Origin of the sequence: Pseudomonas sp. PB101 (assembly GCF_009764265.1) — a bacterium.
Taxonomy (GTDB): domain Bacteria; phylum Pseudomonadota; class Gammaproteobacteria; order Pseudomonadales; family Pseudomonadaceae; genus Aquipseudomonas.
The window spans coordinates 104,849-129,873 of the sequence record NZ_RWIR01000045.1 but is presented as its reverse complement, the minus strand read 5'-3'; the positions used below and the strand labels follow the sequence as shown (position 1 = coordinate 129,873).

Here is a 25,025-nt window from a genome sequence, read left to right as displayed (position 1 = left end):
GATCACGCGCGCGCCAGCACCAGTCGCGGCGCCGCTTCGCTGTGACGGGATGACTCGGAACACATGAGGCTGGTGTCGATGTCGGCACCGTACAAATCATTGAGGAACTGGCCGCTCAATTGCGAACCCGGACCGTCGAAATGAATCCGCCCGGCCTTGAGCGCCACGGCGCGCGGGCAATAACGGGTGGCGTAATCGACTTGATGCAGGGTCACCACAACGGTCTTGCCGTCGCGGCGATTGATGTCGGCGAGAATCTCCATGACCTTGCGGGCCGACTCCGGGTCGAGGGAGGCAATCGGCTCGTCCGCCAGAATCACCTCGGCCCGCTGGGTCAAGGCACGGGCAATCGCCACGCGCTGCTGCTGACCACCGGACAGGGTCGAAGCCCGTTGTGCCGCCAGGTCAGCCAGGCCGACCCGGTCCAGGGACTCCATGGCGAACTGCTTTTCCTCGGCATTGAACAGGCTCAGGTTGCCACGCCAGCGCGGCATGCGCCCCAGACAGCCGAGCAGTACGTTGTCGAGCACGCTCAAACGGTTGACCAGGTTGAACTGCTGGAAGATGTAGCCGATGTCGGCGCGCAGGCGGCGCACCTTGCCATTCAAACGGCCGGATGCCTGCACCTCGCGGCCCAGCACCCTGACGCTGCCACCGTTGTTGCGATCGCAACAGGCCAGGCCCGCGAGATGCCTCAGCAAAGTGGACTTGCCGGAGCCGGACGCGCCGATCAGCGCGACCATCTCACCGGCCGCGATGGTCAGTTCGAGGTCGACCAGTGCGGTTTTACGCGCAAAGGTCTTGTTCAGATGATCGACATGGATAGCTGCGTTCATGGGCTTCTCTGTCTGGTTGAACAGCCATCCGTGGCTGCATTTGAGTTCAACAGACTTTAGGCACCGGGCATGTCAGCCCTATGACTTGCACATGTCACTGGATGGGCCATTTGATGAAGGTTTTGTGAAAGGTTGAGCTGGAGGTTTGCGCATTTGGTCGCGGTTGTAGCCAGATTGGGTGTCCACGGAGGAACCCTGTGGGAGCGGGCTTGCCCGCGATGGCGGTAGCCCGGCCAACCCTGCTACACCTGACACACCGCCATCGCTGGCAAGCCAGCTCCTACAAGGACTGAGTACGTCTGAAAGAGACTGGTCGGCTGTCAGGCCGCCATCGCTGGCAAGCCAGCTCCCACAGAAGTGCAAAAACAAAAGCAAAAGCCGCGTACACCCGCTGCTCTTCACCACTCATCAGGCCGAGCGTTAGCTCGCCTGCAGCTCTTGATCTTGATCCACCCGCCCCCTCGGGAGGCTGAGCGGAGGTGTTCATCCGGGGATTGGCGCGCAGCGCCGTTCGACGCAGTCGAACACGCTGCATGTAGGTCGAAGCGAAGCCGACCGGAGGGCAGTGTCCCCGGATGGATACCGGAGCGAAGGAACGCCGAGCCTAAGCGAGGGGCCGGACGCAAGGGGCGAGCGTTTTTTTGCTTACTTTTTTTTGGCGCTTGTAAAAAAAGTGAGTCGCCGTAAGGGCGAAACCATAAGTTGCCGTTACCGCAGGAATGGATATGTACACGGTCAACAAAAGGCTGGTCGGCTGTCAGGCCGCCATCGCTGGCAAGCCAGCTCCTACAGGAATCAAGGGTTGGGCCAAATTATTCAGCAGGCACAAAAAAGGCGACCCGAAAGTCGCCTTGGTACCTTACTGCCCGAACTGCCGCCCCAACCCCCCCGGCACACCGTGAATATCAGTCTCCTCCCACGGCCCTTTCGGACTGATCGACCGGCTCCAGCCGTTATCCCAGCGGTAATAGGTACGCTGGCGATAAAAGGTATTGGGCTGATCATCCAGCACATAAACGCCAAGCTTCGGATCCCAATGGCTATTGCCCCCCGGCGGCGGCGCAAAGCTGGCCGAAGTGCGCGGCAACGGCTTGGAAGGCTTGGCCGGAACGGACGGCTTGCTCGGCACGGGTGACGTCGATGGCGTTGGACGCGGCTGCGACGGCGGGATCGGCGGCGGAGCTGTCTGCTCCGGTGGCCGCTGGACCGCACAAGCGCTCAACCCCAAAACGACGCTGAGCAGGGCAATACGAGCGATGGCGGTCATGGTGGCGTTTCCTGTTATTTGTCCGGACTGTCGATGGTCAGAGTTTGCGGCGCGGTAGTGCTGCTGGCCAGGGGCTGGCTGCGACCGATCCACTCACCGGCGGTGGGTTTGCCGGCGCGGGAAATGCGCGCAACCAGTTGGACTTCAGGGAAGTTCGACAGTTTCAATTGCGGCATCATCGCGTCGGCATCACCCAGCTCGACGGTCACCGGCAGATCGGCCACGGTCAAACGCTTGACCGCCAGCGGGGCCGGAGGACCGGAGATCGCACGGGCGAAGATGAACACGCTGTCACCCGGCTGGACCTTGGCCTTGAGGTCCGCGGCCAGATCGACGCTGACCTTGAGCAGTGCCGCAGCCTTGGCCACCGGCGCTTGCGCAACCTGGCCGCCACTGGCCAGCAGTTTTTCCGTGGCCCGGGTGATCCCGCCCTGCAACGCTTCGCGGGAGCGGTCTTCCGGTGGCAGTTGCGCCAGCAGGCGATTCCAATAGTCGATGGCCTCCTGATAACGCTCGCCCTCAAACGCGGCGATGCCGAGCAGGCCGAGGCTGGTGACTTCCTTCGGATCAGCCTTGAGCGCTTCGTCGGTCAGGGCCTGGACCTTGTCCGACCACTTCTTGCCGTCGGCGAAGTACTGGGCCTGGGCCCATTGCCCCAACAGCTCGGGCTGACGACCGGCCAGGTTCACCGTGCGCTCGAACATCTTCGCCGCGTCCGCCGGGCGGTCCTGAGCCATGTAGGTGCGACCGAGGAAGTACATGCCTTCGGCAGAATCCGGTTGTGCAGCCACCGCGCGCTCCAGGCGCTTGGTCATCTCTTCCATCGACTGCGGTGCCTGGGCGAACTCGCGGGTCAGCTCAACCTTGTCGCTGGCGCCGTAATGCAGGTACAGCCCCAGGCCCAGCACCGGCACCAGCACGGCCGCCAGCAATGGCAAGGGCTTGCCCAGACGCGACGCCTGTGGCGCTTCGACGCCCTCGGTGTCCGCCAGCAATTCACGGGCGGCTTCGGCGCGACCGGCGTCCATTTGCGCCCCATCGAGCACGCCCTCTTCCTGCTGGGTCTGCAACTCGGCCACGCGCTCCTGATACAGCGCGACGTTCAGGGCGGTACGATCCTCTTCACGCTGGGCGCGACGGCTGCGCAGAACAGGGATCAACAGAAAACTCAGGGCAACCAGAAGCAGCAGACCTGCAGCGAGCCAGAAATCAATCATTCTTGGTTTTATCCAACAGGTGGTCGAGGCGCGAGCGCTCCTCGGCAGACAGCGAGCCCGGAGTGTCGGCGCGTTGCACGCGACGACGGCGGACGATCACCGCGATGATCACGACACCGCCCAGCAACAGGCCGGCGGGGCCGAACCAGAGCAAGGCGGTCTTGGCGTTCAGGGCCGGTTTGTAGCGGACGAAATCACCATAGCGGTCGACCATGAAGTCGATGATCTGCTGGTTGTCCTTGCCCTCGCCGAGCATGCGGAAAATCTCTTTGCGCAGGTCGGCGGCAATCGGTGCGTTGGAATCGGCGATGTCCTGATTCTGGCACTTGGGGCAACGCAGCTCCTTGGTCAGCTCGCGAAAACGCTCGCGGTCGCCTTCCTTGGCGAATTCATAAGTGTCGATGGCCGCGTGGGCCACGCCGGCCAGGCTCAAGCCCAGCACAACGGCAGCAAACCAGCGCTTCATGGCTTGGCCTCGTCGACCAGCGCCTGGTACTTGCCCGCCAGTTTTTCCCGCCAGACCTGCTCGTCGATCACGCCGACGAACTTGTCGCGGATGATGCCCTTGGCATCGACGAAGAAGGTTTCCGGTGCGCCGTACACGCCGAGGTTCAGACCCAGCGAGCCTTCGTCGTCACGAATGTCCAGCGCATACGGGTTGTGGAAGTCCGTCAGCCACTTCAAGGCATCGGCGTTGACGTCCTTGTAGTTGATGCCATAGATCACCACACCCTGCTGGGCCAGCTTGTTCAACACCGGGTGTTCGACCCGGCAGGAAATGCACCAGGTGCCCCAGACATTGACCAGCGCCGGTTTGCCGAGGATGTCCGCGCGGGTCAGGGTCTTGTCGCCCTGCACCGACGGCAGGGAAAACTCCGGGAACGGCTTGTTGATCATGGCCGAAGGCAACTCGGCCGGATCCAGGTACAGCCCACGGTAAAGGAATACAGCGACCACCAGGAAAATCGCCAGTGGCAACAACATCAACCAACGCTTCATGCAGTGGCTCCCGACATGCCCAGTGCATCACGCACCTTGGATTTTACCTTGACCCGATAACGCCGATCCAGCGCCGCCAACAAGCCGCCGAAACCTGTCAGCAAACCGCCGAACCAGATCCAGCGCACGAACGGTTTGACGTGCACGCGCACAGCCCAGGCGCCGTCACCCAGGGGTTCGCCGAGGGCAACGTAGATATCGCGAGTGAACCCGGCGTCGATGCCGGCTTCGGTCATCACCGAGTTCTGCACGGTGTACAGGCGTTTTTCCGGGTGCAGCACGCTGACTTCCTTGCCGCCCTTGATCACCCGCACGGTGCCCTTGTCGGAGGTGAAGTTCGGGCCTTCGAAGTGTTTGGCGCCCTCGAAGACGAAGTGGTAACCGGCCAGGTCCATGGACTCGCCCGGCGCCAGGCGCAGGTCGCGCTCGGCACTGTTCTGGCTCGACAGCACGACGCCCAGCGCACACACGGCAATGCCCAGGTGCGCGACCTGCATGCCCCAGTAGCTGCGGGTCAGGGTCGGCAAGCCTTTGATCAGGCCCTTGTGGCGGGTCTTGTCGAAGATGTCGCGCACACCGGCCAGCAACACCCAGGCGGCGAGCATGAAAGTCGCCAGTACGGCCCAGTTGAAATCACCGTAGGCGACACCCGCCACCACGGCCATGGCCGCACTGCCCAGCAGCACCGGAGTGAGCATGCTCACCAGCCATTTCACCGGCGTGTCTTTCCAGCGCACCAGCATGCCTACCGCCATCACCACCATCAGCAACCCCATCAACGGAATGAACAGCGCGTTGAAGTATGGCGGGCCGACCGACAGCTTGGCGCCGGTCATGGCGTCGAGAATCAGCGGATACAGGGTGCCGAGCAGGATCATCGAAGCCGCCACCACCAGCACCAGGTTGTTGCCCAGCAGCAGGGTTTCCCGGGACCAGAGGTTGAAGCCGACCTGGCTCTTGACCACCGGCGCGCGCAGGGCGAACAGCGTCAATGAACCGCCGACCACGAACAGCAGGAAAATCAGGATGAACACGCCGCGCTCCGGATCGGACGCAAACGCATGCACCGAGGTCAGCACGCCGGAACGCACGAGGAAGGTCCCCAGCAGGCTCAAGGAGAATGCGGCGATGGCCAGCAATACGGTCCAGCTCTTGAACACGCCACGTTTTTCCGTGACCGCCAACGAGTGAATCAGTGCGGTGCCCACCAGCCATGGCATGAACGAGGCGTTTTCCACCGGGTCCCAGAACCACCAGCCGCCCCAGCCGAGTTCGTAGTACGCCCACCACGAGCCGAGGGTGATGCCGATACCGAGGAACGCCCAGGCCACGATGGTCCACGGCCGCGACCAGCGCGCCCACGCGGCATCCAGGCGACCGCCCATCAGCGCGGCGATGGCGAAGGCGAAGGCCACCGAGAAACCGACGTAGCCCATGTACAGCATCGGCGGGTGCACGATCAGGCCGATGTCCTGCAGCAGCGGGTTGAGGTCGGCGCCGTCCGTGGGCATTTGCGGCAGGATGCGCTTGAACGGGTTGGAGGTCATGATCAGGAACAGCATGAAACCGGTGCTGATCATGCCCATCACCGCCAGCACGCGGGCCAGCATGACCTGCGGCAACTGCCGGGAAAATACCGACACCGCGAAGGTCCAGCCGCCGAGAATCAGGGCCCACAACAGCAGGGACCCTTCGTGGGCACCCCACACCGCGCTGAACTTGTAGTACCACGGCAAGGCACTGTTGGAGTTGTTGGCCACATAGGCCACGGAGAAGTCATCGACCATGAAGGCGTAGGTCAGGCAGCCGAAGGCGAACAGCAAAAACGCGAACTGCCCCCACGCGGCCGGCTGGGCCAGGCTCATCCAGAAGCGGTCACCGCGCCAGGCACCGACCAATGGCACCACGGCCTGGACCAGCGCGAAACACAGCGCCAGGATCATGGCCAGGTGGCCCAATTCGGGGATGAAGATTCCAGCTGTCATCAGTTAGCCCTCTTTCGCGGGAGTGGGTGCCGACTGGCCGCTGTCTTTCAGCGCCTTGGTCACTTCCGGCGGCATGTATTTCTCGTCGTGCTTGGCCAGCACTTCATCGGCCACCACCACGCCATCGGCGTTGAGCTTGCCCAGGGCGACGATGCCCTGCCCTTCGCGGAACAGGTCCGGGAGGATGCCGCGATAAGTGATGGTCACGGATTTGTTGAAATCGGTGACGACGAATTTCACGTCCAGCGAGTCGCCGGAGCGCTGCAAGGAACCGGCCTCGACCATGCCGCCGGCACGGATGCGTGTGTCTTGTGGCGCTTCGCCATTGGCGATCTGCGTTGGTGTGTAAAACAGGTTGATGTTCTGCTGCAGGGCGCTCAGGGCCAGGCCAACGGCAGCGCCGACCCCGACCAGGATCGCAAGAATGATGATAAGACGCTTTTTGCGCAGCGGATTCACTTGCCGTTCTCCCGGCGCAGACGACGCGCCTCTTGTTGCAGATACCGCTTGCGGGCCAGGATCGGCGCCGCCACGTTGAGGGCCAATACCGCCAGGCAGATGCCATAGGCTGACCAGACATACAGGCCATGATGACCCATGGCGATGAAGTCGCCGAATGAAGCAAAACTCATCGAGCGACCTCCAGGCTGTTTTCCACTTCCGCTTTCACCCAACTGGCCCGGGCTTCGCGCTTGAGCACTTCAAGACGCATGCGCAGCAACAGCACCGCGCCGAAGAAACAGTAGAAACCCAACGCTGTCAGCAGCAATGGCAGCCACATCTCGGCGGGCATCGCCGGTTTTTCGGTGAGGGTGAAGGTTGCGCCCTGGTGCAGGGTGTTCCACCACTCCACCGAGTACTTGATGATCGGGATGTTGATCACGCCGACGATCGCCAGCACCGCACAGGCCTTGGCGGCGCTGTCACGATTGCTGATGGCGTTGCCCAGTGCAATGAGACCGAAGTACAGGAACAGCAGGATAAGCATCGACGTCAGGCGTGCATCCCAGACCCACCACGAGCCCCAGGTCGGCTTGCCCCAGATCGCCCCGGTGACCAGCGCCACGGCGGTCATCCAGGCACCGATGGGCGCCGCGCATTGCAGGGCGACGTCGGCCAGTTTCATCTTCCATACCAGACCGACGATGCCGCACACGGCCAGCATCACGTAGATGGACTGCGCCAGCATGGCGGCCGGGACGTGGATATAGATGATGCGAAAGCTGTTGCCCTGCTGATAGTCCGGCGGCGCGAAGGCCAGGCCCCAGACCACGCCAACGCTGATCAGCAGCAACGCCGCGACGCTCAACCAGGGCAGCATTCTGCCGCTGATGCCGTAAAACCATTTGGGCGAGCCGAGTTTGTGAAACCACGTCCAGTTCATACTGTTTCCATCACGGTTGCTCTTTACTGTGAAGAGCTTGGGTCTTTGCTGATCAAAATTTGATCAGACCTCATTATTCGCCGACGCTGATCTTCAGGCCAGCAGCTATTGCAAAGGGTGTCAGGGTTATCGCCAGGGCGGTCAGGCTACCAAGCCACAACAGATAACCGGTCGCCGGCATGCCCTGCAAGGCAGCCTGCAAGGCGCCACTGCCAAGGATCAACACCGGGATGTACAGCGGCAGAATCAGCAGTGCCAGTAACAGGCCACCGCGCTTCAGGCCCACGGTCAGTGCCGCCCCCACCGCACCGAGCAGGCTCAGTACCGGTGTACCGAGCAGCAGCGAAAGCAGCAACACCGGCAGACAGGCGGCAGGCAAACCGAGCATCAACGCCAGCAAGGGTGCGAGCAAAACCAGTGCCAGGCCGGAAAAAGCCCAGTGTGCCAGCACCTTGGCCAAAACCAGAAGAGCCAGGGGGTGCGGCGAAAGGACCCACTGTTCGAGGGATCCGTCTTCGAAATCACTGCGGAAAAGCCCGTCCAGCGAGAGCAAAACCGATAAAAGAGCCGCGACCCAGACCAGCCCCGGAGACAAGGTTTGCAACAATTGAGACTCGGGGCCGACCGCCAGCGGGAACAGCGAAACCACAATGGCGAAGAAAACCAACGGATTGGCCAGCTCCGCAGGACGGCGGAACAGCAGACGGGCCTCACGGGCGACCAACAGGCCGAAAACACTCATACGGCCCAGCTCCCCAGATCGATGTCACGATAACCGGCCGGCATCCGGCTCAGCGTGTGATGAGTGGTCAACACCACCATGCCGCCGCGCTCGCAGTGGCCGGCCAGGTGTTCTTCAAGTTGCGCAACGCCCTGCTTGTCGAGGGCGGTAAAGGGTTCATCGAGGATCCACAGCGGCGGGCTGTCCAGGTACAGGCGCGCCAGCGCGACGCGGCGCTGCTGACCAGCGGACAACGTATGACAGGGAACATCCTCGAAACCACGCAGCCCGACCGCGGCCAGCGCCTGCCAGATCGCCTCATGGCTTGCCGGGTGATGCAAGGCACACAGCCAGCTCAGGTTCTCTTCCGGCGTCAGCAAATCCTTGATCCCGGCCGCGTGGCCGATCCACAGCAGGTTGCGCGCCAGCTCACCGCGTTGCTCGTTCAGCGGCTGGCCGTTGAGCAGCACCTGACCGGCGGTCGGCTGCATCAGCCCCGAGAGCAGGCGCAACAGGCTGGTCTTGCCGCTGCCGTTGGGGCCGCTGATTTGTACCATTTCGCCACTGGCCAGTCGCAAATCGAGATTTTCGAAGAGCAGCCGAAGGTCTCGCTCACAGGCAAGGGCAACGGTTTGCAGGACAGGACTGGTCAAGGGTTCACGGGCCTTATACGGTTCAAGTCGGCACTGGCGCGGCCGTTAAAGAGATGCAGCATAGATGCAATGACGTCTTGTTCTAGAGAGCTGCGTCAAACAATTGCAAAGTTTTCGCCATTTTTGGATACAACGGCGCGGCATTATACATGCCAGATCCTACTCTAAAGAGTGCATTTTCCTCAGGTTGTGACCGCGTATGACAGGCGAAATGAACATCCTCCCGCTACCGCAAACCCTCCCGGCGACCTCGCGTGCGCCGGCGGTCAGCGGTGAACTGCTCAAGTTGCTGACGCCGGTGGAAGGTTTGATCAGCGTCGGTCAGACCGCCCAGGCCGAAGTGCTGTCGCTCAAGCAGGCGGATCAGACTTTCCAGATGCTGCTCAAGGTCACCCTCGACAGCGGACGCCAGACCACGGTCCAGACCACCAGCAATCAACCGCTCGCCCAGGGCACGACGCTGCTCGTCAGCCAGCCCTCGGCCGGCAACCTGGCCGTGACGGTGCAACAGGCCATTGCCTCCAGTGTTGCCACCCTCACCCGCATCGATACCGCGCAATTGCCCGTGGGCACCCTGCTGCAGGGCAAGGTGCTGACCTCGCAAGTGCTGCCGCAGGTGCCGGGCCAGCCCATGGTGTTTCGCTCGATGGTGAGCCTGCTCAACACCGCACTGAGCGGCAGCACCCTGAACATCGACAGTTCGCAGCCCTTGCGCATCGGCACCCTGCTGAGTGCGCAGGTGCAGGACAGCCAGACATTGAAATTCGTGCCACTGAGCAGCCGCCAGGAACAACTGGCGGTGACCCGGCAACTGGTCGACCAGCAAAGCCGCCAGGGCTCGCTGGATGGCTTGCTCAAGCTACTGCAGAACCTTCCTGCCTCGGACCAGACCTCCACCGAACTGCGCAGCGCCGCCACCCGCCTGCTCGCCGGCCTGCCGGATGTCCAGCAACTGAGCACTGCCAAGGGCCTGGCGCTGGCGCTGGCCGGCAGCGGCGCTTTTCTCGAAAGCAAACTGTTGAGCGGGCAAAACCCGACGCTGACGCCGGACATGAAAGGCGATTTGCTCAAACTGGTCGCGCAACTGAGTCAGGGCTTGCCGGCCAACACCAGCCTCGGCGCGATCATCGCCGCCAATACCCTGGCCCAGGCCATGCCGAATTTTGTCCGCAATGCCCTGGGCATGCTCGGCCAGGTCAGTGCCAAACCGTCGCCGAGCGGCTTCCCGCTGCCCGAACGCCTGCTGCAAAGCTCCGACGGTGAAGGCGACCTCGAACACCTTCTGCGCCTGGCCGCCGCCGCGGTTTCGCGCCTGCAAAGCCATCAGCTGTCGAGCCTGGAGCAAACCGGCGTCACCGCCGACGGACGGCTGATGAGCACCTGGCAGATGGAAATCCCGATGCGCAACATGCAAGACATCGTGCCGCTGCAGGTCAAGTTCCAGCGTGAAGACTCACCCGAAAAAGAACAGCCAAAGGAACGTCGCGAAGAACGCGAACCCAAGCAACAGCTGTGGCGAGTGGAACTGGCCTTCGCCATGGAGCCCTTGGGGCCGCTGCAAATCCAGGCGCAACTGATCACCGGCAGCCTTTCCGGCCAGCTCTGGGCCGAAAAGCCGTACACCGCCAGCCTGATCGAAAGCAACCTGGCCGGGCTGCGTGATCGCCTGCTGTCCGCCGGCCTCAACGTCGGCGACCTCGATTGCCACCTCGGCACGCCACCCCAAGGCCCACAAACCCGCCTCGAACAACGCTGGGTCGACGAAACCGCATGAAAAACCCCAACACCCCACGCCAGGCCATCTCCCTCAAATACGACGGCACCCACGCCCCGACCCTCACCGCCAAGGGCGACGAGGAGCTCGCGGAAGAAATCCTGCGCATCGCCCGCGACTGCGAAGTGCCGATCTACGAAAACGCCGAACTGGTGAGACTGTTGGCGAGAATGGAACTGGGGGACAGCATTCCCCAGGAGCTCTATCTGACGATTGCCGAGATCATTGCGTTTGCGTGGAGTTTGAAGGGGAAGTTTCCGACGGCGATAGGGCCGCAGATGCCCTTGCAGGAAAAAGACATAACGGAACGTGGCGATGACTACTAACTACTTTACACATCGCCATGTTGCACTGCTCATATAAATCCGCACGGTTCCTCTTTCAATTCAAACGAGCCCGCCATTTCAGATTCGCCCACTGAAACAGGCCTAATTGACCATAATTAATTAAATCCAATGGAACTCCGGTAGCATTCAGATTAAGCGCTTTCACGCCGACAGGACCCACTCGCCAATAATATTCCCCAACGGGGTTATTAACACGATGGACCAGTAAAATTTGACTACCTGTCCCTGACGTTCGTGCATAGGGCTGTATATCGGCCCACGCTAGAGAAGCATCCTGGTAGACAGGAGATCCAGATGGCGTAAATGATCCATCACCATTATTGGCAAGCCTCCAAAAATTAGTTGCAGCCCCGTCGCCCCTTGCGTGCAAAACCCAAACATCCGTCAGATGAGTAACAGGTGAGTTAACTGTGACGATTTTTGATCGAGCATAGTGAAAATCAACGTAATTTCTTGGCGGACCAACAACAAACCCGCTTCCCGTACTTTTAAGTACTGACATCCTCAAATGCTCATCAACCGAGTCAACCGCAAGTACATCTGAAAAACCATCCCCCTCGGAATTAACCACAAAAAGATGCGCGGCCTTGCCAAGGCCTGCTGCTTGAGCCCAAAGGGAAGGAGCGTTCAACCCCCCTCCTTCATTCGTCATCACCCAAAAATTCAAACCTGAATCGCCACGGGTATGCGCAATCAACACATCCTGTTTGCCGACACCACGAAAGTCACCCGCCAAGTATTGCTGGGCAAGCTCATAATCAAATGGAGAAGTTAACGTCGCCCATACTTCAGGATGGTCGAAATTATTGTTAAGGTTCTTCATCAGACTGAACAGAGTTCCGCCGCCTTTTCCCGGTGAAATTGCCATTAAATCAGCCTTGCCATCACCATCAAAATCAGCCAGCAAATAACGAGATTGATCATAACAAATTTCATTATTTCCACACGTAAACTGTAAAGACTCCGCATCAAAAGCCACTCGCCCTGCATACCACTCTTTACTTTCAACCATTCCATCTTTAGTTGAAGAGACCCATACATCGACCCCTGGGCCGTCCGAACGCCTGATCACCTTCACCAAACTACTTGTTCCATCACCAACAACATCGCCTACCAATGCAACTTCGACTTTTGTGTCGCTATCGACATTAATTATTTTCCTTGTCCATAACGCGGCACCATTGAACTGTGCACAATGGCTAACTAATGATTCAGCCGATGCATCAAGGCAACGACCGGCGCCTACCGGCGGCGTAAATATTTTTCCGAAATCCCATGGTGTCCATTGCTGGGCGACATCACCTCCAGAGCAGCCCCTTTCGATTAACCTATTATTTTCAATCGCAACACACTGCCCCGACTTACTCTTTAACAGTGCAGCCCCCATTTCTCCCACTTTGATTGACGAGGGCACAAACGACCAAAGCTGTGCATCGTCTTTCTTACACCCATACAGGACTGGTTCTGTTCCCTCTCCATTAGAAGTCAAACACCGCTGAGTTTCAAAGTTAACCAAAGGCTCCAGCGGGATGTTTACCTCTGGTACTAATTCGTGAGCGTTGCTCAGTTTAAAATTCCTGCGAGCCACCCAATTCCCATTCCACGTAGCCTCACTAAAGACACTGCTTACCGGCTCCGCTCCTTCATAATGAAAATAGGTAGCAGCGATATCGCGCTTACGCTGTGTAGCCTCTGGAGATAGCGATGCAACACCGCCGGCGGATGGATAGGTTTCATGATAGGCAACCGGAATATCTCGACTCACATTACGAAGAGCAGCACGCGCAAATCGGGCTGAGTAAATATGATCCGGGTGTTCAATATAGGGAGTTGTATCAGGATTCAAGGCATACACTTTCGTTGCACCCAACCCCTCGATAATTTTCGCCAGGTTCATAACCAATGTAGCCTTGGTATAAATATTCGCTGGGCCCGAGACATCATTTGTATACGACCAGCTAACCACATGACTGTTAGAATCAAACATATCTGCCAAAGGAACTTCTCCACCTCTGACATGCCCACCTTTCACCCTTAAAAAAATCAACCTTAACCTTGAATTAGCAGTAGCCACTACACTTCTCAAGCTCACGAGACCGACTTCAATTATAGAAGGTGCCCATTCCGTACGGACTCCCAGCATCCTTTCGTAAGCTTTTTCGGAGGCTCTTTCTCGTTTCAGCACATACTCAAACCCCGCTCCAGAACTCCCACCAACCATAAAAATAACCGTAACACAACCACCTTGAGCCAAGACCTCTGATATGCCGGATTCAACAAATAGCAGATCATCATCCATATGAGCGACAACACTAACAAGATGATTTCCAGAACAAGCTGCACGTTCTGGATTCAACCCACCGTAGGGAATTATCTTAAATGACTCACTTGCGAAAGCGGTGCCACTCAATGCGAGCACCAGTATCGCCAATGCTCTTGCACGCCGCAGCAAAAAAAGTTTAACCCCATACTCCAGCTTGGTTTCCATACACGAGTCCTCCATTAATAGAGCGGTAATCATTCACGGACAGATAGAAAACCAACCCTTTGCACTAGAACGAAAAGTCCAATCCAACGTCACCAAATAATGTTCGAGTATTATTACGTCCAGCGCACTTTACTACTGTCAGAAATACCAGTTGAGACGAGCGGTCACTGAGTGCGGTGTGATTTTTGAAGCAGGCAATGATCGGGAGCGAGGCAAGAGCGCGAAAGTCGCGCTCTTGCCTGCATTTGTGTCTTGCTGATCAGGCTGAATGCCATGTTGCGGGAAGGTGCCGAATGGCGATGACGAGTGGCATGGTCAAGACAGTTGCTGCCACATTTGGTCTTCTGTGAGGACAAATTTTGTGTACGACATTGATCCAGTGTGGGAGCGGGCTTGCCCGCGAAGTGGATCGCAGGCCAAGCGCAAGAATCAGTTCTTGTGCAGCTTGCTCATCAACTCCGCCTCAGCCTGGGTCAAGCCGCAGGACTGGGTCAGTTCGTCGACGCTGGCGCCCATGCCCACCAGCCGCGCTGCCTGGGCAAACGACAGGCTGGTCGGATCGCGTTGCTCCAGCTGCGCCAGTTTGTCCGGCAACGGCGCGACGATCGCGCGCAGCTCATGCAGGTCTTCACCCATGCGCACGTTGCCGTTCTGGTAGTTGTCAACGCGTTTGCCCAGGTCCTTGATGCGCTGGTCGCGCAGCGCATCACCCTGGGCCTGTTGCGCGGCGATCTGCTTCTGCGCGCGAATGTAGCCCAGAAACATTGCCAGCGTGCCTGCCCAGAACAGGAACAGGACAATGACCGCAACCTCGAGAATCAATCAGATACTCTCCAGTTCCGACCATTCTTCTTCGCTCATCATCTTGTCGAGCTCGACCAGGATGAGCAATTCGTTGTTCTTGTTGCATACGCCTTGAATGAACTTGGCGGACTCTTCGTTACCCACGTTCGGTGCGGTTTCGATTTCCGACTGACGCAGGTAAACCACTTCGGCCACGCTGTCGACCATGATCCCGACCACCTGCTTGTCGGCTTCGATGATGACGATACGGGTGTTGTCGCTGATCTCGGCATTCATCAGGCCGAAGCGCTGGCGGGTGTCGATCACGGTGACGACGTTGCCGCGCAGGTTGATGATGCCCAGCACGTAGCTCGGGGCACCCGGGACCGGGGCGATTTCGGTGTAGCGCAACACTTCCTGAACGCGCATCACGTTGATGCCGTAGGTCTCGTTGTCCAGCTTGAAGGTGACCCATTGCAGGATCGGATCTTCGGAACCTTTTGCCGCCGTTGCCTTGTCATTCATACCCTGACCCCTCAAGAAACCGCCCTGGCGGTGTGTGTTCCGTGCAACGCCATCGAGTGGCGTCGCCTGTTGTTTATCTGATGTTTATCGGTTTTTGGTTCGGCTTGCTGCCGGACATGTGCTTTGCCCCACCACTGGCGATCAACTCGGCCAGGGAGGCGACATCGAGCAAGGCGCACATGTGTTCGATCACCGTGCCGGCGAGCCATGGCCGCTGGCCCCGGTGACTTCTCCATTTGATTTCATTCGGGTCCAGGCGCAACGAGCGGCTGACCTGATGCACCGCCAGCCCCCACTCGTAGCCTTGCACCGAAATCACGTATTGCAGGCCCTGCTTGAAATCGTCGCGGTAGCGATCGGGCATGACCCAGCGCGCGGTATCGAGCACCTTGAGGTTGCCGGCCTGGCTCGGCAGGATGCCGAGGAACCATTCCGGCTGGCCGAACAGCGGCGTCAACTCGTGACCGGCCAGGGAATAGATCGACCCCAGGCACACCAGCGGCACCGCCAGGGTCAAGCCGGCGACATCGAACAGCAGGCATTCGAAAGGCTCGGCGGCCCAGGACGGACGACCATCGGAATCGACCGGAGGCGGCGTGTTGCTCGGTGGCAGGTGCACTTCGACGATTGGCGGCACCAGCGCCTGAGGCTCCTCGATAACCGGAGTCTCCAGCGCCACAGGCGTTTCAATGACGGGAGCGCTCAGGGTTTGCAACAGCGGCGCAAGGGTCGATACCGGTGCCAGAACGGGCTCCGGCGCTTCGACCACAGCCACCGGCACCTTGGCCACCGGTGCGACTGGCGCAACCACGGGCGCGGTTTTCTGCGCATCCCGGGCCTGTTCTTCGAGCACGGCAGCCTGGAACTCGTCCAGCACGGTGTCGGCGGCGATCTCCTCGGCCATTGCCTCCAGGGGCAGCGTCAACTCTTCAGTCACTTCCTGCAGCAGGCTGTCCAGGTAGGACTGCAAGGCCAGTTGCGGGCGCGAGGTAGTCTTCAATGGGCGGCTCATGCGCGCACACCTGTAGGAGCGAGCCTGCTCGCGATGGTCGTCAACGATGACTCGGGAAACCTGACACCCCGTGGTGCGCTCAGGTTCATCGCGAGCAAGCTCGCTCCTACAGGGATCGGGGTCATGTCAGGCCACCTGCGGAACGAGTTGTGCCGCTAACAGGTGCTTGAGCAACGCACGGTAAGCGAGAACGCCACGGCTTTTGCCGTCGAACTGCGAAGGCGTCAGCCCGGCGCGGCTGGCATCGCGCAGGCGCGTGTCCACCGGGATATAGCCTTGCCAGATATCGTCGGGGAATTTGTCGCGCAGTACACGCAAGGTGCCGAGGGAGGCCTGGGTGCGGCGGTCAAACAGCGTCGGCACGATGGTGAACGGGAGCGCCTGCTTGCGCGAGCGGTTGATCATTGCCAGGGTGTTGACCATGCGCTCCAGGCCCTTGACCGCCAGGTGTTCGGTCTGCACCGGGATCACCAGTTGCTGGCTCGCCGCCAAGGCATTGACCATCAGCACGCCGAGCAATGGCGGGCTGTCGATCACCGCGTAATCGAAGTCCTGCCACAGTTGCGCCAGGCTCTTGGCAATCACCAGGCCCAGACCGCTCTGCCCCGGCGACTGGCGCTCAAGGGTGGCCAGCGCGGTGCTGGAGGGCAACAGGGAGATGCGTTCGTCACTGGTCGACAGCAGCAGTTGACCCGGCAAACCCTGGGGCACGTTGCCCTTGTGCAGGAACAGGTCGTAGTTGCTGTGTTCCAGGGTATCGGGGTCGTAGCCGAAGTAGCTGGTCATGGAGCCGTGGGGATCGAGGTCGACCACGACCACGCGCTTGCCCGCCTCGGCCAGTAACCCGGCTAAAGCGATGGAGGAAGTGGTTTTACCGACACCACCCTTTTGATTGGCGACTGCCCAGACTCTCATTCGGATTGTTCCTCCCGGCCGAACGGATCGACCGAGAAATAGCTCAACGTGTTAATGCGGGCGACGGAGAATTGACGGCGTTCTCTCGTACCGGCGACTTGACCGGGGTCGGTGCAGTTTGTGTGCCAGCACGCTTCAAGGCGGCATCCGGTTGCGCATTGGCGGTTCCGGTGCCGGTCAGGCTGCGGCGCACATCGAGGTTGCGCGACACCACCAGCACCACCCGACGGTTGCGTGCGCGGCCTTCAGCGGTGGCATTGTTGGCCACCGGCTGGAACTCGCCATAACCCACCGAAGCCAGGCGACCGGGGTTCACCCCCTGCATCGCCAGCATGCGCACGATGCTCGCCGAGCGGGCCGAAGAGAGCTCCCAGTTGGTCGGGTACTGCGCGGTGCGGATCGGTTGATCGTCGGTGAAGCCTTCGACATGAATCGGGTTGTCGAACGGCTTGAGGATCGCTGCGACCTTGTCGATGATGTTGAACGCGATGTCGCTGGGCATGGCGTCGCCGCTGCCGAACAACAGGCTGGAATTGAGCTCGATCTCGACCCACAACTCGTTGCCGCGCACGGTCATCTGGTTGGAGCTGATCAGGTCGCCGAACGCCGCGCTGATGTCGTCGGCGATGCTTTTGAGCGGATCGCTGGCGCCGGAGACACCGGCATCGACCTGGTCGCTGTCCTTGACCAGCGGCTTGGCCGGGGTCACGGTCTTCGGCCGTTCGTCACCGATGGGGATCGGCTTGAGCGAACGATCGGAGTCGGTAAAGACCCCGACCAGCGCCTCGGAAATGACCTTGTACTTGCCTTCGTTGATCGACGAGATCGAGTACATCACCACGAAGAAAGCAAACAGCAAGGTGATGAAGTCGGCATAGGAAACCAGCCAACGTTCATGGTTTACATGCTCTTCCTGATGTCGACGACGGGCCATGAGTTTATTCCCTTAATCCATGAAGCCCTGGAGCTTCAACTCGATGGAGCGAGGGTTTTCACCTTCGGCGATCGACAGCAGTCCTTCCAGCAACATTTCGCGATAACGCGACTGGCGCAGCGCGATGGCTTTGAGTTTGGCGGCAATCGGCAGCAGCACCAGGTTGGCACTGGCCACGCCGTAGATGGTGGCGACGAAGGCCACGGCGATGCCGTTACCCAGTTGCGACGGATCACCCAGGTTGCCCATGACGTGAATCAGGCCCATCACCGCACCGATGATGCCGATGGTCGGCGCGTAACCGCCCATGCTTTCGAAGACCTTGGCCGCTTCGATATCACGGCTTTCCTGGGTGTAGAAATCCACTTCCAGAATGCTCCGGATCGCTTCCGGCTCGGCGCCGTCGACCAGCAGTTGCAGGCCTTTGCGCGCGTAGTTGTCGGGTTCGGCGTCGGCGATGCCTTCCAGGCCCAGCAGGCCTTCCTTGCGCGCCGTCAGGCTCCAGTTGACCACGCGGTCGATGCCGCCGGCCAGGTCCACGCGTGGCGGGAACAGGATCCAGGCAAGGATCTGCATGGCGCGCTTGAAGGCGCTCATCGGCGATTGCAGCAGCGCCGCACCGATGGTGCCGCCGAGCACGATCAGCGCTGCCGGGCCGTTGGCCAGGGCGCCGAGATGACCGCCTTCCAGGTAATTGCCGCCAATAATGGCGACAAAGGCCATGATGATGCCGATCAGGCTTAGAACATCCATCAGAGACAGGCCTCGACCAGGTGCTTGCCAATGTCGTCGAGGCTGTACACCGCGTCGGCGAGTTCAGCCTTGACGATGGCCATCGGCATGCCATAGATCACGCAACTGGCTTCGTCCTGTGCCCAGATCGAACTGCCGCCCTGCTTGAGCAGGCGCGCGCCCTCACGGCCGTCGGCGCCCATGCCGGTCAGGACGACCGCCAGAACTTTGTCGCCGTAGGTCTTGGCTGCCGAACCGAAGGTGATGTCCACGCACGGTTTGTAGTTCAGACGCTCGTCACCCGGGAGGATTTTCACCGCGCCGCGGCCGTCGATCATCATCTGTTTGCCACCCGGCGCCAGCAAAGCCAGGCCCGGACGCAGGATGTCGCCATCCTCGGCTTCCTTGACGCTGATGCGGCAGAGCTTGTCCAGGCGCTCGGCGAAGGCCTTGGTGAAGGCCGCCGGCATGTGCTGGACCAGCACGATCGGCGCCGGGAAGTTGGCCGGCAATTGGGTCAACACCCGTTGCAGCGCAACCGGGCCGCCGGTGGACGTACCGATGGCCACCAGCTTGTAGTTTTTGCGTTTCGGCGTGGGCGACGACGCAGTGGCCGCATGCGCATGCGTACGCACCGGGATCGGTGCCGGTGCCGCACGCACAGGCGCGCTGCTGGCAAAACTGCCGACGCTCGAAGGCGCAGGTGCAGGTGTCGGGGCTGGCGCAGCGACAGGCGCCGGAGCGCTGTAGTGACTGACACGACGATTGCTGCGCGAGATGCTCAGAATCTTCTCGCACAGCAGTTGCTTGACCTTCTCGGGGTTGCGCGAGATGTCTTCGAAATTCTTCGGCAGGAAGTCCACCGCGCCGGCATCCAGCGCATCGAGGGTGACCCGGGCGCCTTCGTGGGTGAGCGAGGAAAACATCAACACCGGGGTCGGGCAGCGCTGCATGATGTGCCGCACGGCGGTGATGCCGTCCATCATCGGCATCTCGTAGTCCATGGTGATCACGTCTGGCTTGAGGGCCAGTGCCTGATCGATCGCCTCTTTGCCGTTGGTCGCCGTACCGACGACCTGGATATTGGAATCCGCTGAAAGAATTTCCGAGACGCGGCGGCGGAAAAACCCCGAATCGTCCACCACCAGGACTTTGACTGCCATAAACACTCCATTAGATGGAGCGAGGCCAGGCGCCCCGCTCCACCAGAATCAAATACGCCGTGTGGCGTAACGCTTGAGCATGCTCGGTACATCGAGAATCAGCGCGATGCGGCCGTCACCGGTGATGGTGGCGCCGGACATGCCCGGCGTTCCCTGGAGCATTTTGCCCAACGGCTTGATGACCACTTCTTCCTGGCCCACCAGTTGATCGACGACAAAGCCGATCCGCTGGGTGCCCACCGAAAGGATCACCACATGGCCTTCGCGCTGCTCTTCGTGAGCGGCGGAGCTGACCAGCCAGCGTTTGAGGTAGAACAAAGGCAGGGCCTTGTCCCGCACGATCACCACTTCCTGGCCGTCCACCACGTTGGTGGTCGACAGGTCGAGGTGGAAGATCTCGTTGACGTTCACCAGCGGGAACGCGAACGCCTGGTTGCCGAGCATGACCATCAGCGTCGGCATGATCGCCAGGGTCAGCGGCACCTTGATGACGATCTTCGAACCCTGGCCCTTGGCCGAGTAGATGTTGATCGAGCCGTTGAGCTGGGAAATCTTGGTTTTCACCACGTCCATGCCCACGCCGCGACCGGATACGTCGGAGATCTCGGTCTTGGTCGAGAAACCCGGGGCGAAGATCAGGTTGTAGCATTCGGTGTCGCTCAGGCGATCGGCGGCATCCTTGTCCATCACACCGCGTTTCACCGCGATCGAACGCAGGACATTCGGGTCCATGCCTTTGCCGTCGTCGGAGATAGACAGCAGGATGTGATCGCCCTCCTGCTCGGCCGCCAGGATCACCTTGCCGCCACGAGCCTTGCCCGAGGCTTCGCGTTCTTCCGGCGATTCGATGCCGTGGTCGACCGCGTTGCGCACCAAGTGGACCAACGGGTCGGCCAGGGCCTCGACGAGGTTCTTGTCGAGGTCGGTTTCTTCGCCGACCAGTTCCAGGTTGATCTCTTTCTTGAGCTGGCGGGCCAGGTCACGAACCAGGCGCGGGAAGCGCCCGAAGACTTTCTTGATCGGTTGCATCCGGGTCTTCATGACCGCGGTCTGCAGGTCGGCCGTGACTACGTCGAGGTTCGACACGGCCTTGGACATGGCTTCGTCGCCGCTGTTGAGGCCCAGGCGGACCAGGCGGTTACGCACCAGCACCAACTCGCCGACCATGTTCATGATCTCGTCGAGACGCGCAGTGTCGACGCGTACGGTGGTCTCGGCTTCGCTCGCCGGTTTTTCCGCCGGTGGCGCGGCCGGGGCGCGAGCCGCAGCCGGGGCAGCAGCGGCTGCCGGGGCCTGGGCTTTTGGCTCCGGGGCCTTGGCGACCGGTTTCGGTGCCGCCGCCTTGGCTGGCGCTGCCGCAACAGTAGTCGCGTTCGAACCGTTGGCCACCGCCGCGGTGCCGACTTCGCTGAACTTGCCCTTGCCGTGCAGTTCGTCGAGCAGTGCTTCGAACTCGTGATCGGAAATCAGATCGCCGCCGGCCGCCGCCGCGCTGGGTGCTGCGGCTGCAGGCACCGAAGCGATGGCCGACTCCAGTGCCTCGACGGCAAAGTTGCCTTTGCCATGCAGCTGGTCCAGCAGTGCTTCAAATTCGTCATCAGTAATATCGGAACTGTCGCCCGCCGCTTTCGGTGCTTGTGGCGCAGCCGGAGCCGGCGCAACCGCATCGATGGCAAACTGGCCTTTACCGTGCAACTGATCGAGCAACGACTCGAACTCGGCATCGGTGATTTCGTCGCTGGCAGGTGCCTCGCTTGCAGGTGCTTGGGCAACCGCCGGCGCCTCGGCCTGTGCCTTGACGGCATTGAGCGAGTCCAGCAGTTGTTCGAATTCGGTATCGGTGATGTCGTCGGAAGCGGTTTCGGCCACCGGTTCTTCGATCACCTCGGCGACCGGCGCAGAGACCGCCTCGTCAGCCGATTGCGGCTCGGCCAGACGGGCCAGCGCCGCCAGCAATTCTGGCGTTGCAGCCGTGATCGGGCTGCGCTCGCGGACTTCGCTGAACATGCCGTTCACCGCGTCCAGCGCTTCGAGAACCACGTCCATCAGTTCCGAATCGACGCGACGCTCACCCTTGCGCAGGATGTCGAACACGTTCTCGGCGATGTGGCAGCACTCCACCAGCTCGTTGAGCTGGAGGAAGCCGGCGCCCCCTTTTACAGTGTGAAAACCGCGAAAAATTGCATTGAGCAGATCCGCATCATCCGGACGGCTTTCCAGCTCGACCAGTTGCTCGGACAGTTGCTCTAGAATCTCGCCGGCCTCAACCAGGAAATCCTGAAGGATCTCTTCATCGGCGCCGAAGCTCATTAAGGGGGTGCTCCTACAGGTCTAAAAACCCAAAAAACCTGAAATTCCAAAACGCTAGAATCCAAGGCTGGATAACAAATCGTCCACATCGTCCTGACCGGACACAACGTCTTCTCTTTTATCGGCATGAATCTGCGGACCTTCACCCTGAGAGAGATGTTTTTGTGGATCTTTTTCAGCAAGCATCGCTTCACGGTCATGTTCGATGCCCGCAAAGCGGTCCACCTGACTGGCCATCAGCACGAGCTTGAGCAGGTTGCTTTCGACTTCGGTGACCAGTTGGGTCACACGCTTGATCACTTGCCCCGTGAGGTCCTGGTAATCCTGGGCGAGCAGGATGTCGTTGAGGTTGCCCGACACCGCGCGGTTGTCCGTGCCGCTGCGCGCCAGGAAGCCGTCGACCCGCCGGGCCAGTTCGCGGAACTCTTCGGCGCCGACTTCACGACGCATGAAGCGCCCCCAGTCCGCGCTCAAGGCCTGGGCTTCATCCGCCAGGCCGTTGACCAGCGGCGTGGCACTTTCCACCAGGTCCATGGTGCGGTTGGCCGCGGCTTCGGTCAGCTTGACAACGTACCCCAGGCGCTCGGCGGCATCGGTGATCTGCGACACTTCTTCGGCTTGCGGCATGTGCGGGTCAATCTGGAAATTGACGATCGCGCTGTGCAGCTCGCGTGTGAGCTTGCCCACCTCCTGATACAGGCCGCGGTCACGGGTCTGGTTGAGCTCATGGATCAATTGCACGGCGTCGCCGAACTTGCCTTTTTCAAGACTTGCGACCAATTCGACGGCGTGTTTTTTCAGGGTCGACTCAAAGTCGCCCAATGAAGATTCGTTATTGCCCATAGCTCCCCCGTGGCGCACTCATCAACCGATGCGTTCGAAAATCTTCTCGATTTTTTCTTTCAACGCCTGGGCCGTGAAGGGTTTGACCACATAGCCGTTAACGCCGGCCTGGGCCGCTTCGATGATCTGCTCACGCTTGGCTTCAGCGGTCACCATCAGCACCGGCAGGTGCTTGAGCTTTTCATCGGCGCGCACGTGGCGCAGCAGATCGATACCGGTCATGCCAGGCATGTTCCAGTCCGTTACCAGAAAGTCGATGCTTCCGCTGTTGAGCACCGGAATGGCGGTAGTGCCATCGTCGGCCTCGACGGTGTTGGTGAACCCAAGGTCACGCAGCAGGTTCTTGATGATCCGCCGCATCGTTGAGAAGTCATCAACGATGAGGATTTTCATGTTCTTGTCCAATTCGACCTCCAAGCAGTCTTAAACGCGCCCAGCACCTGGACGCGCCATTTCAATCAATCCGGCAAAGCACTCAATGACTGTCTGGAGCACAACAGATCGCGACCGGGGCAGTTCAACACCACACCAGCCTCGTTCGCAGTGTCCCCACACTGCCTTCAGCGCGCTCGCCACTCCCCCAAACGCCCCCGCAAACGGGCCGCGCACTGGCTGTGTAACTGGCTGACCCGCGATTCGCTGACCCCCAGGACCTCACCGATTTCCTTGAGGTTCAACTCTTCGTCGTAGTACAGCGCCAACACCAGTCGCTCACGCTCCGGCAAATTGGCAATCGCATCCGCCAGCGCAGCCTGGAAACGTTCATCTTCCAGATCGCGTGACGGCTCGAGATGAGCACTCGCGCCATCCTCGTGCAGCCCTTCGTGTTCGCCGTCCTGCAACAGATCGTCGAAACTGAATAAGCGGCTGCCCAGGGTGTCGTTCAAAATTCCGTAGTAATCGTCGAGACTCAATTGGAGTTCGGCCGCAACCTCGTGATCTTTAGCGTCACGGCCGGTTTTCGCTTCAATCGAGCGGATGGCATCGCTGACCATGCGCGTATTACGGTGGACCGAACGTGGCGCCCAGTCCCCCTTGCGCACTTCATCGAGCATGGCGCCGCGGATTCGAATGCCCGCGTACGTCTCGAAACTGGCGCCTTTGCTGGCGTCATATTTGGTCGATACTTCAAGCAGGCCGATCATCCCGGCCTGGATCAGGTCTTCGACCTGGACACTGGCCGGCAGGCGCGCCAGCAAGTGGTAAGCAATGCGTTTAACCAGCGGCGCGTAACGCTCGATCAGCTCGTACTGCGCATCGCGTGCCGACTTCTTGTAGAGGTTGTAGCCGCTGGCTGTCATAGCACAGGTCCTGCTGTCTGCTGCACGAGCCGCTCGACGAAGAATTCCAGGTGCCCGCGCGGGTTGGCCGGTAGCGGCCAGGTATCGACCTTCTGCGCGATGGCCTTGAACGCCAGCGAGCACTTGGAGCGCGGGAACGCCTCGTAGACGGCGCGCTGCTTCTGCACAGCCTTGCGCACGCTTTCGTCGTAGGGCACCGCGCCGACGTATTGCAGGGCGACGTCGAGGAAGCGATCGGTGACCTTGGTCAACTTGGCGAACAGGTTGCGCCCTTCCTGCGGGCTCTGGGCCATGTTGGCCAGGACGCGGAAGCGGTTCATGCCGTAGTCGCGATTGAGCAACTTGATCAAGGCGTAGGCATCGGTAATCGAGGTCGGCTCGTCGCACACCACCAGCAGCACTTCCTGGGCTGCGCGAACGAAGCTGACGACCGACTCGCCGATGCCCGCGGCGGTGTCGATCACCAGCACGTCGAGGTTGTCGCCGATATCACTGAAGGCCTGGATCAGGCCAGCGTGTTGCGCGGGGCTCAGGTGCACCATGCTCTGAGTGCCGGAGGCGGCCGGAACGATACGGATGCCGCCTGGCCCCTGCAGCAATACATCGCGCAGTTCGCAGCGGCCCTCGATCACGTCGGCCAGGGTACGTTTGGGTGTCAGGCCCAGCAGAACATCGACGTTCGCCAGTCCCAGGTCGGCGTCCAGCAGCATGACGCGCCGGCCAAGCTCAGCCAAAGCCAGGGACAAGTTCACTGACACGTTAGTTTTCCCGACGCCACCTTTGCCGCCGGTCACCGCGATCACCTGTACGGGATGCATGCTGCCCATGTTATTTCT

26 protein-coding genes are annotated in these 25,025 nt (G+C 60.4%); 2 read left to right on the top strand and 24 right to left on the bottom strand.

The annotated features are described in order from the left end of the window. Positions 1 to 2 precede the first annotated feature (2 nt). The 11 genes from phnC to ccmA all read right to left on the bottom strand — a co-directional run bounded on the left by phnC (position 3) and on the right by ccmA (position 9,062). Positions 3 to 836, bottom strand: coding sequence for a phosphonate ABC transporter ATP-binding protein (phnC, locus tag EI969_RS13680; protein WP_160388271.1), 834 nt, complete (start codon positions 834 to 836; stop codon positions 3 to 5). An 859-nt stretch (positions 837 to 1,695) separates the two neighbouring features. Then, positions 1,696 to 2,103, bottom strand: a complete 408-nt coding sequence (locus tag EI969_RS13675; RefSeq protein ID WP_160388270.1) for a hypothetical protein — start codon at positions 2,101 to 2,103, stop codon at positions 1,696 to 1,698. Between the two features lie 14 nt (positions 2,104 to 2,117). After that, positions 2,118 to 3,320 (bottom strand): c-type cytochrome biogenesis protein CcmI, encoded by a 1,203-nt coding sequence (ccmI, locus tag EI969_RS13670; protein ID WP_160388269.1) that lies wholly within the window; start codon positions 3,318 to 3,320, stop codon positions 2,118 to 2,120. Further along, complete coding sequence (locus EI969_RS13665; RefSeq protein WP_160388268.1) at positions 3,313 to 3,786, bottom strand: cytochrome c-type biogenesis protein; 474 nt, start codon at positions 3,784 to 3,786, stop codon at positions 3,313 to 3,315. Before EI969_RS13665 ends, ccmI begins: the two co-directional genes overlap by 8 nt. Next, entirely contained in the window at positions 3,783 to 4,319 is a 537-nt protein-coding gene (locus tag EI969_RS13660) for a DsbE family thiol:disulfide interchange protein (protein ID WP_160388267.1), read from the bottom strand. The genes EI969_RS13665 and EI969_RS13660 overlap by 4 nt, the downstream gene beginning before the upstream one ends. Beyond that, complete coding sequence (locus EI969_RS13655; RefSeq protein ID WP_160388266.1) at positions 4,316 to 6,304, bottom strand: heme lyase CcmF/NrfE family subunit; 1,989 nt, start codon at positions 6,302 to 6,304, stop codon at positions 4,316 to 4,318. Before EI969_RS13655 ends, EI969_RS13660 begins: the two co-directional genes overlap by 4 nt. A 3-nt stretch (positions 6,305 to 6,307) precedes the next feature. After that, the gene (gene ccmE / locus EI969_RS13650; protein ID WP_008052305.1) at positions 6,308 to 6,763 is read right to left on the bottom strand and encodes a cytochrome c maturation protein CcmE; all 456 of its coding nucleotides are present in this window, start codon (positions 6,761 to 6,763) and stop codon (positions 6,308 to 6,310) included. Then, positions 6,760 to 6,936, bottom strand: coding sequence for a heme exporter protein CcmD (ccmD, locus tag EI969_RS13645; RefSeq protein WP_007980758.1), 177 nt, complete (start codon positions 6,934 to 6,936; stop codon positions 6,760 to 6,762). Before ccmD ends, ccmE begins: the two co-directional genes overlap by 4 nt. After that, entirely contained in the window at positions 6,933 to 7,688 is a 756-nt protein-coding gene (locus tag EI969_RS13640; protein WP_150716474.1) for a heme ABC transporter permease, read from the bottom strand. Before EI969_RS13640 ends, ccmD begins: the two co-directional genes overlap by 4 nt. 73 nt (positions 7,689 to 7,761) lie before the next feature. After that, positions 7,762 to 8,430, bottom strand: coding sequence for a heme exporter protein CcmB (gene ccmB / locus EI969_RS13635; RefSeq protein ID WP_007980754.1), 669 nt, complete (start codon positions 8,428 to 8,430; stop codon positions 7,762 to 7,764). Beyond that, a complete protein-coding gene (gene ccmA, locus EI969_RS13630) occupies positions 8,427 to 9,062 on the bottom strand; it encodes a cytochrome c biogenesis heme-transporting ATPase CcmA (RefSeq protein ID WP_160388265.1) in 636 nt (211 codons plus the stop codon). Before ccmA ends, ccmB begins: the two co-directional genes overlap by 4 nt. Before the next feature lie 199 nt (positions 9,063 to 9,261). Here ccmA and EI969_RS13625 point away from each other — a divergent pair, with 199 nt between their 5' ends. Both EI969_RS13625 and EI969_RS13620 read left to right on the top strand, forming a co-directional pair. After that, positions 9,262 to 10,836: a flagellar hook-length control protein FliK gene (locus tag EI969_RS13625; RefSeq protein WP_160388264.1), complete on the top strand. Its 1,575-nt coding sequence runs from the start codon at positions 9,262 to 9,264 to the stop codon at positions 10,834 to 10,836. Next, the gene (locus EI969_RS13620) at positions 10,833 to 11,162 is read left to right on the top strand and encodes an EscU/YscU/HrcU family type III secretion system export apparatus switch protein (RefSeq protein WP_160388263.1); all 330 of its coding nucleotides are present in this window, start codon (positions 10,833 to 10,835) and stop codon (positions 11,160 to 11,162) included. Before EI969_RS13625 ends, EI969_RS13620 begins: the two co-directional genes overlap by 4 nt. A gap of 55 nt (positions 11,163 to 11,217) precedes the next feature. Here the strand turns inward: EI969_RS13620 and EI969_RS13615 are convergent, their stop codons facing one another. The 13 genes from EI969_RS13615 to fleN form a co-directional block, all read right to left on the bottom strand. Then, positions 11,218 to 13,671 (bottom strand): RICIN domain-containing protein, encoded by a 2,454-nt coding sequence (locus EI969_RS13615; protein WP_160388262.1) that lies wholly within the window; start codon positions 13,669 to 13,671, stop codon positions 11,218 to 11,220. A 429-nt stretch (positions 13,672 to 14,100) separates the two neighbouring features. After that, positions 14,101 to 14,493: a DUF2802 domain-containing protein gene (locus EI969_RS13610; protein WP_160388261.1), complete on the bottom strand. Its 393-nt coding sequence runs from the start codon at positions 14,491 to 14,493 to the stop codon at positions 14,101 to 14,103. Then, on the bottom strand, positions 14,494 to 14,979 hold the full coding sequence (locus tag EI969_RS13605) for a chemotaxis protein CheW (protein WP_007980742.1): 486 nt from the start codon (positions 14,977 to 14,979) through the stop codon (positions 14,494 to 14,496). It lies immediately after the preceding gene. 73 nt (positions 14,980 to 15,052) lie between these two features. Next, the gene (locus EI969_RS13600; protein WP_160388260.1) at positions 15,053 to 15,991 is read right to left on the bottom strand and encodes a CheW domain-containing protein; all 939 of its coding nucleotides are present in this window, start codon (positions 15,989 to 15,991) and stop codon (positions 15,053 to 15,055) included. Positions 15,992 to 16,117: 126 nt separating this feature from the next. Continuing rightward, positions 16,118 to 16,906, bottom strand: a complete 789-nt coding sequence (locus tag EI969_RS13595) for a ParA family protein (RefSeq protein ID WP_150716485.1) — start codon at positions 16,904 to 16,906, stop codon at positions 16,118 to 16,120. A 43-nt stretch (positions 16,907 to 16,949) separates the two neighbouring features. Beyond that, on the bottom strand, positions 16,950 to 17,840 hold the full coding sequence (motD, locus tag EI969_RS13590; protein ID WP_150716486.1) for a flagellar motor protein MotD: 891 nt from the start codon (positions 17,838 to 17,840) through the stop codon (positions 16,950 to 16,952). 12 nt (positions 17,841 to 17,852) lie between these two features. Beyond that, entirely contained in the window at positions 17,853 to 18,593 is a 741-nt protein-coding gene (locus tag EI969_RS13585) for a flagellar motor protein (RefSeq protein WP_007980738.1), read from the bottom strand. Continuing rightward, positions 18,593 to 19,735, bottom strand: a complete 1,143-nt coding sequence (locus EI969_RS13580) for a chemotaxis response regulator protein-glutamate methylesterase (RefSeq protein ID WP_160388259.1) — start codon at positions 19,733 to 19,735, stop codon at positions 18,593 to 18,595. The genes EI969_RS13585 and EI969_RS13580 overlap by 1 nt, the downstream gene beginning before the upstream one ends. 48 nt (positions 19,736 to 19,783) lie before the next feature. Next, a complete protein-coding gene (locus EI969_RS13575; RefSeq protein WP_160388258.1) occupies positions 19,784 to 22,045 on the bottom strand; it encodes a chemotaxis protein CheA in 2,262 nt (753 codons plus the stop codon). A 54-nt stretch (positions 22,046 to 22,099) separates the two neighbouring features. Then, entirely contained in the window at positions 22,100 to 22,888 is a 789-nt protein-coding gene (locus EI969_RS13570) for a protein phosphatase CheZ (protein ID WP_160388257.1), read from the bottom strand. Between the two features lie 21 nt (positions 22,889 to 22,909). After that, positions 22,910 to 23,281 (bottom strand): chemotaxis response regulator CheY, encoded by a 372-nt coding sequence (locus EI969_RS13565; protein WP_003183998.1) that lies wholly within the window; start codon positions 23,279 to 23,281, stop codon positions 22,910 to 22,912. 167 nt (positions 23,282 to 23,448) lie between these two features. Beyond that, the gene (gene fliA / locus EI969_RS13560; protein WP_007894214.1) at positions 23,449 to 24,189 is read right to left on the bottom strand and encodes an RNA polymerase sigma factor FliA; all 741 of its coding nucleotides are present in this window, start codon (positions 24,187 to 24,189) and stop codon (positions 23,449 to 23,451) included. After that, complete coding sequence (fleN, locus tag EI969_RS13555; RefSeq protein ID WP_007975361.1) at positions 24,186 to 25,016, bottom strand: flagellar synthesis regulator FleN; 831 nt, start codon at positions 25,014 to 25,016, stop codon at positions 24,186 to 24,188. Before fleN ends, fliA begins: the two co-directional genes overlap by 4 nt. Positions 25,017 to 25,025: the final 9 nt, after the last annotated feature.

Coding starts and splice junctions, on each gene's coding strand:
- phnC (WP_160388271.1), bottom strand. CDS start 836: ATGAACGCAGCTATCCATGTCGATCATCTGAACAAGACCTTTGCGCGT.
- EI969_RS13675 (WP_160388270.1), bottom strand. CDS start 2,103: ATGACCGCCATCGCTCGTATTGCCCTGCTCAGCGTCGTTTTGGGGTTG.
- ccmI (WP_160388269.1), bottom strand. CDS start 3,320: ATGATTGATTTCTGGCTCGCTGCAGGTCTGCTGCTTCTGGTTGCCCTG.
- EI969_RS13665 (WP_160388268.1), bottom strand. CDS start 3,786: ATGAAGCGCTGGTTTGCTGCCGTTGTGCTGGGCTTGAGCCTGGCCGGC.
- EI969_RS13660 (WP_160388267.1), bottom strand. CDS start 4,319: ATGAAGCGTTGGTTGATGTTGTTGCCACTGGCGATTTTCCTGGTGGTC.
- EI969_RS13655 (WP_160388266.1), bottom strand. CDS start 6,304: ATGACAGCTGGAATCTTCATCCCCGAATTGGGCCACCTGGCCATGATC.
- ccmD (WP_007980758.1), bottom strand. CDS start 6,936: ATGAGTTTTGCTTCATTCGGCGACTTCATCGCCATGGGTCATCATGGC.
- EI969_RS13640 (WP_150716474.1), bottom strand. CDS start 7,688: ATGAACTGGACGTGGTTTCACAAACTCGGCTCGCCCAAATGGTTTTAC.
- ccmB (WP_007980754.1), bottom strand. CDS start 8,430: ATGAGTGTTTTCGGCCTGTTGGTCGCCCGTGAGGCCCGTCTGCTGTTC.
- EI969_RS13625 (WP_160388264.1), top strand. CDS start 9,262: ATGACAGGCGAAATGAACATCCTCCCGCTACCGCAAACCCTCCCGGCG.
- EI969_RS13620 (WP_160388263.1), top strand. CDS start 10,833: ATGAAAAACCCCAACACCCCACGCCAGGCCATCTCCCTCAAATACGAC.
- EI969_RS13615 (WP_160388262.1), bottom strand. CDS start 13,671: ATGGAAACCAAGCTGGAGTATGGGGTTAAACTTTTTTTGCTGCGGCGT.
- EI969_RS13605 (WP_007980742.1), bottom strand. CDS start 14,979: ATGAATGACAAGGCAACGGCGGCAAAAGGTTCCGAAGATCCGATCCTG.
- EI969_RS13600 (WP_160388260.1), bottom strand. CDS start 15,991: ATGAGCCGCCCATTGAAGACTACCTCGCGCCCGCAACTGGCCTTGCAG.
- EI969_RS13595 (WP_150716485.1), bottom strand. CDS start 16,906: ATGAGAGTCTGGGCAGTCGCCAATCAAAAGGGTGGTGTCGGTAAAACC.
- motD (WP_150716486.1), bottom strand. CDS start 17,840: ATGGCCCGTCGTCGACATCAGGAAGAGCATGTAAACCATGAACGTTGG.
- EI969_RS13585 (WP_007980738.1), bottom strand. CDS start 18,593: ATGGATGTTCTAAGCCTGATCGGCATCATCATGGCCTTTGTCGCCATT.
- EI969_RS13580 (WP_160388259.1), bottom strand. CDS start 19,735: ATGGCAGTCAAAGTCCTGGTGGTGGACGATTCGGGGTTTTTCCGCCGC.
- EI969_RS13575 (WP_160388258.1), bottom strand. CDS start 22,045: ATGAGCTTCGGCGCCGATGAAGAGATCCTTCAGGATTTCCTGGTTGAG.
- EI969_RS13570 (WP_160388257.1), bottom strand. CDS start 22,888: ATGGGCAATAACGAATCTTCATTGGGCGACTTTGAGTCGACCCTGAAA.
- EI969_RS13565 (WP_003183998.1), bottom strand. CDS start 23,281: ATGAAAATCCTCATCGTTGATGACTTCTCAACGATGCGGCGGATCATC.
- fliA (WP_007894214.1), bottom strand. CDS start 24,189: ATGACAGCCAGCGGCTACAACCTCTACAAGAAGTCGGCACGCGATGCG.
- fleN (WP_007975361.1), bottom strand. CDS start 25,016: ATGGGCAGCATGCATCCCGTACAGGTGATCGCGGTGACCGGCGGCAAA.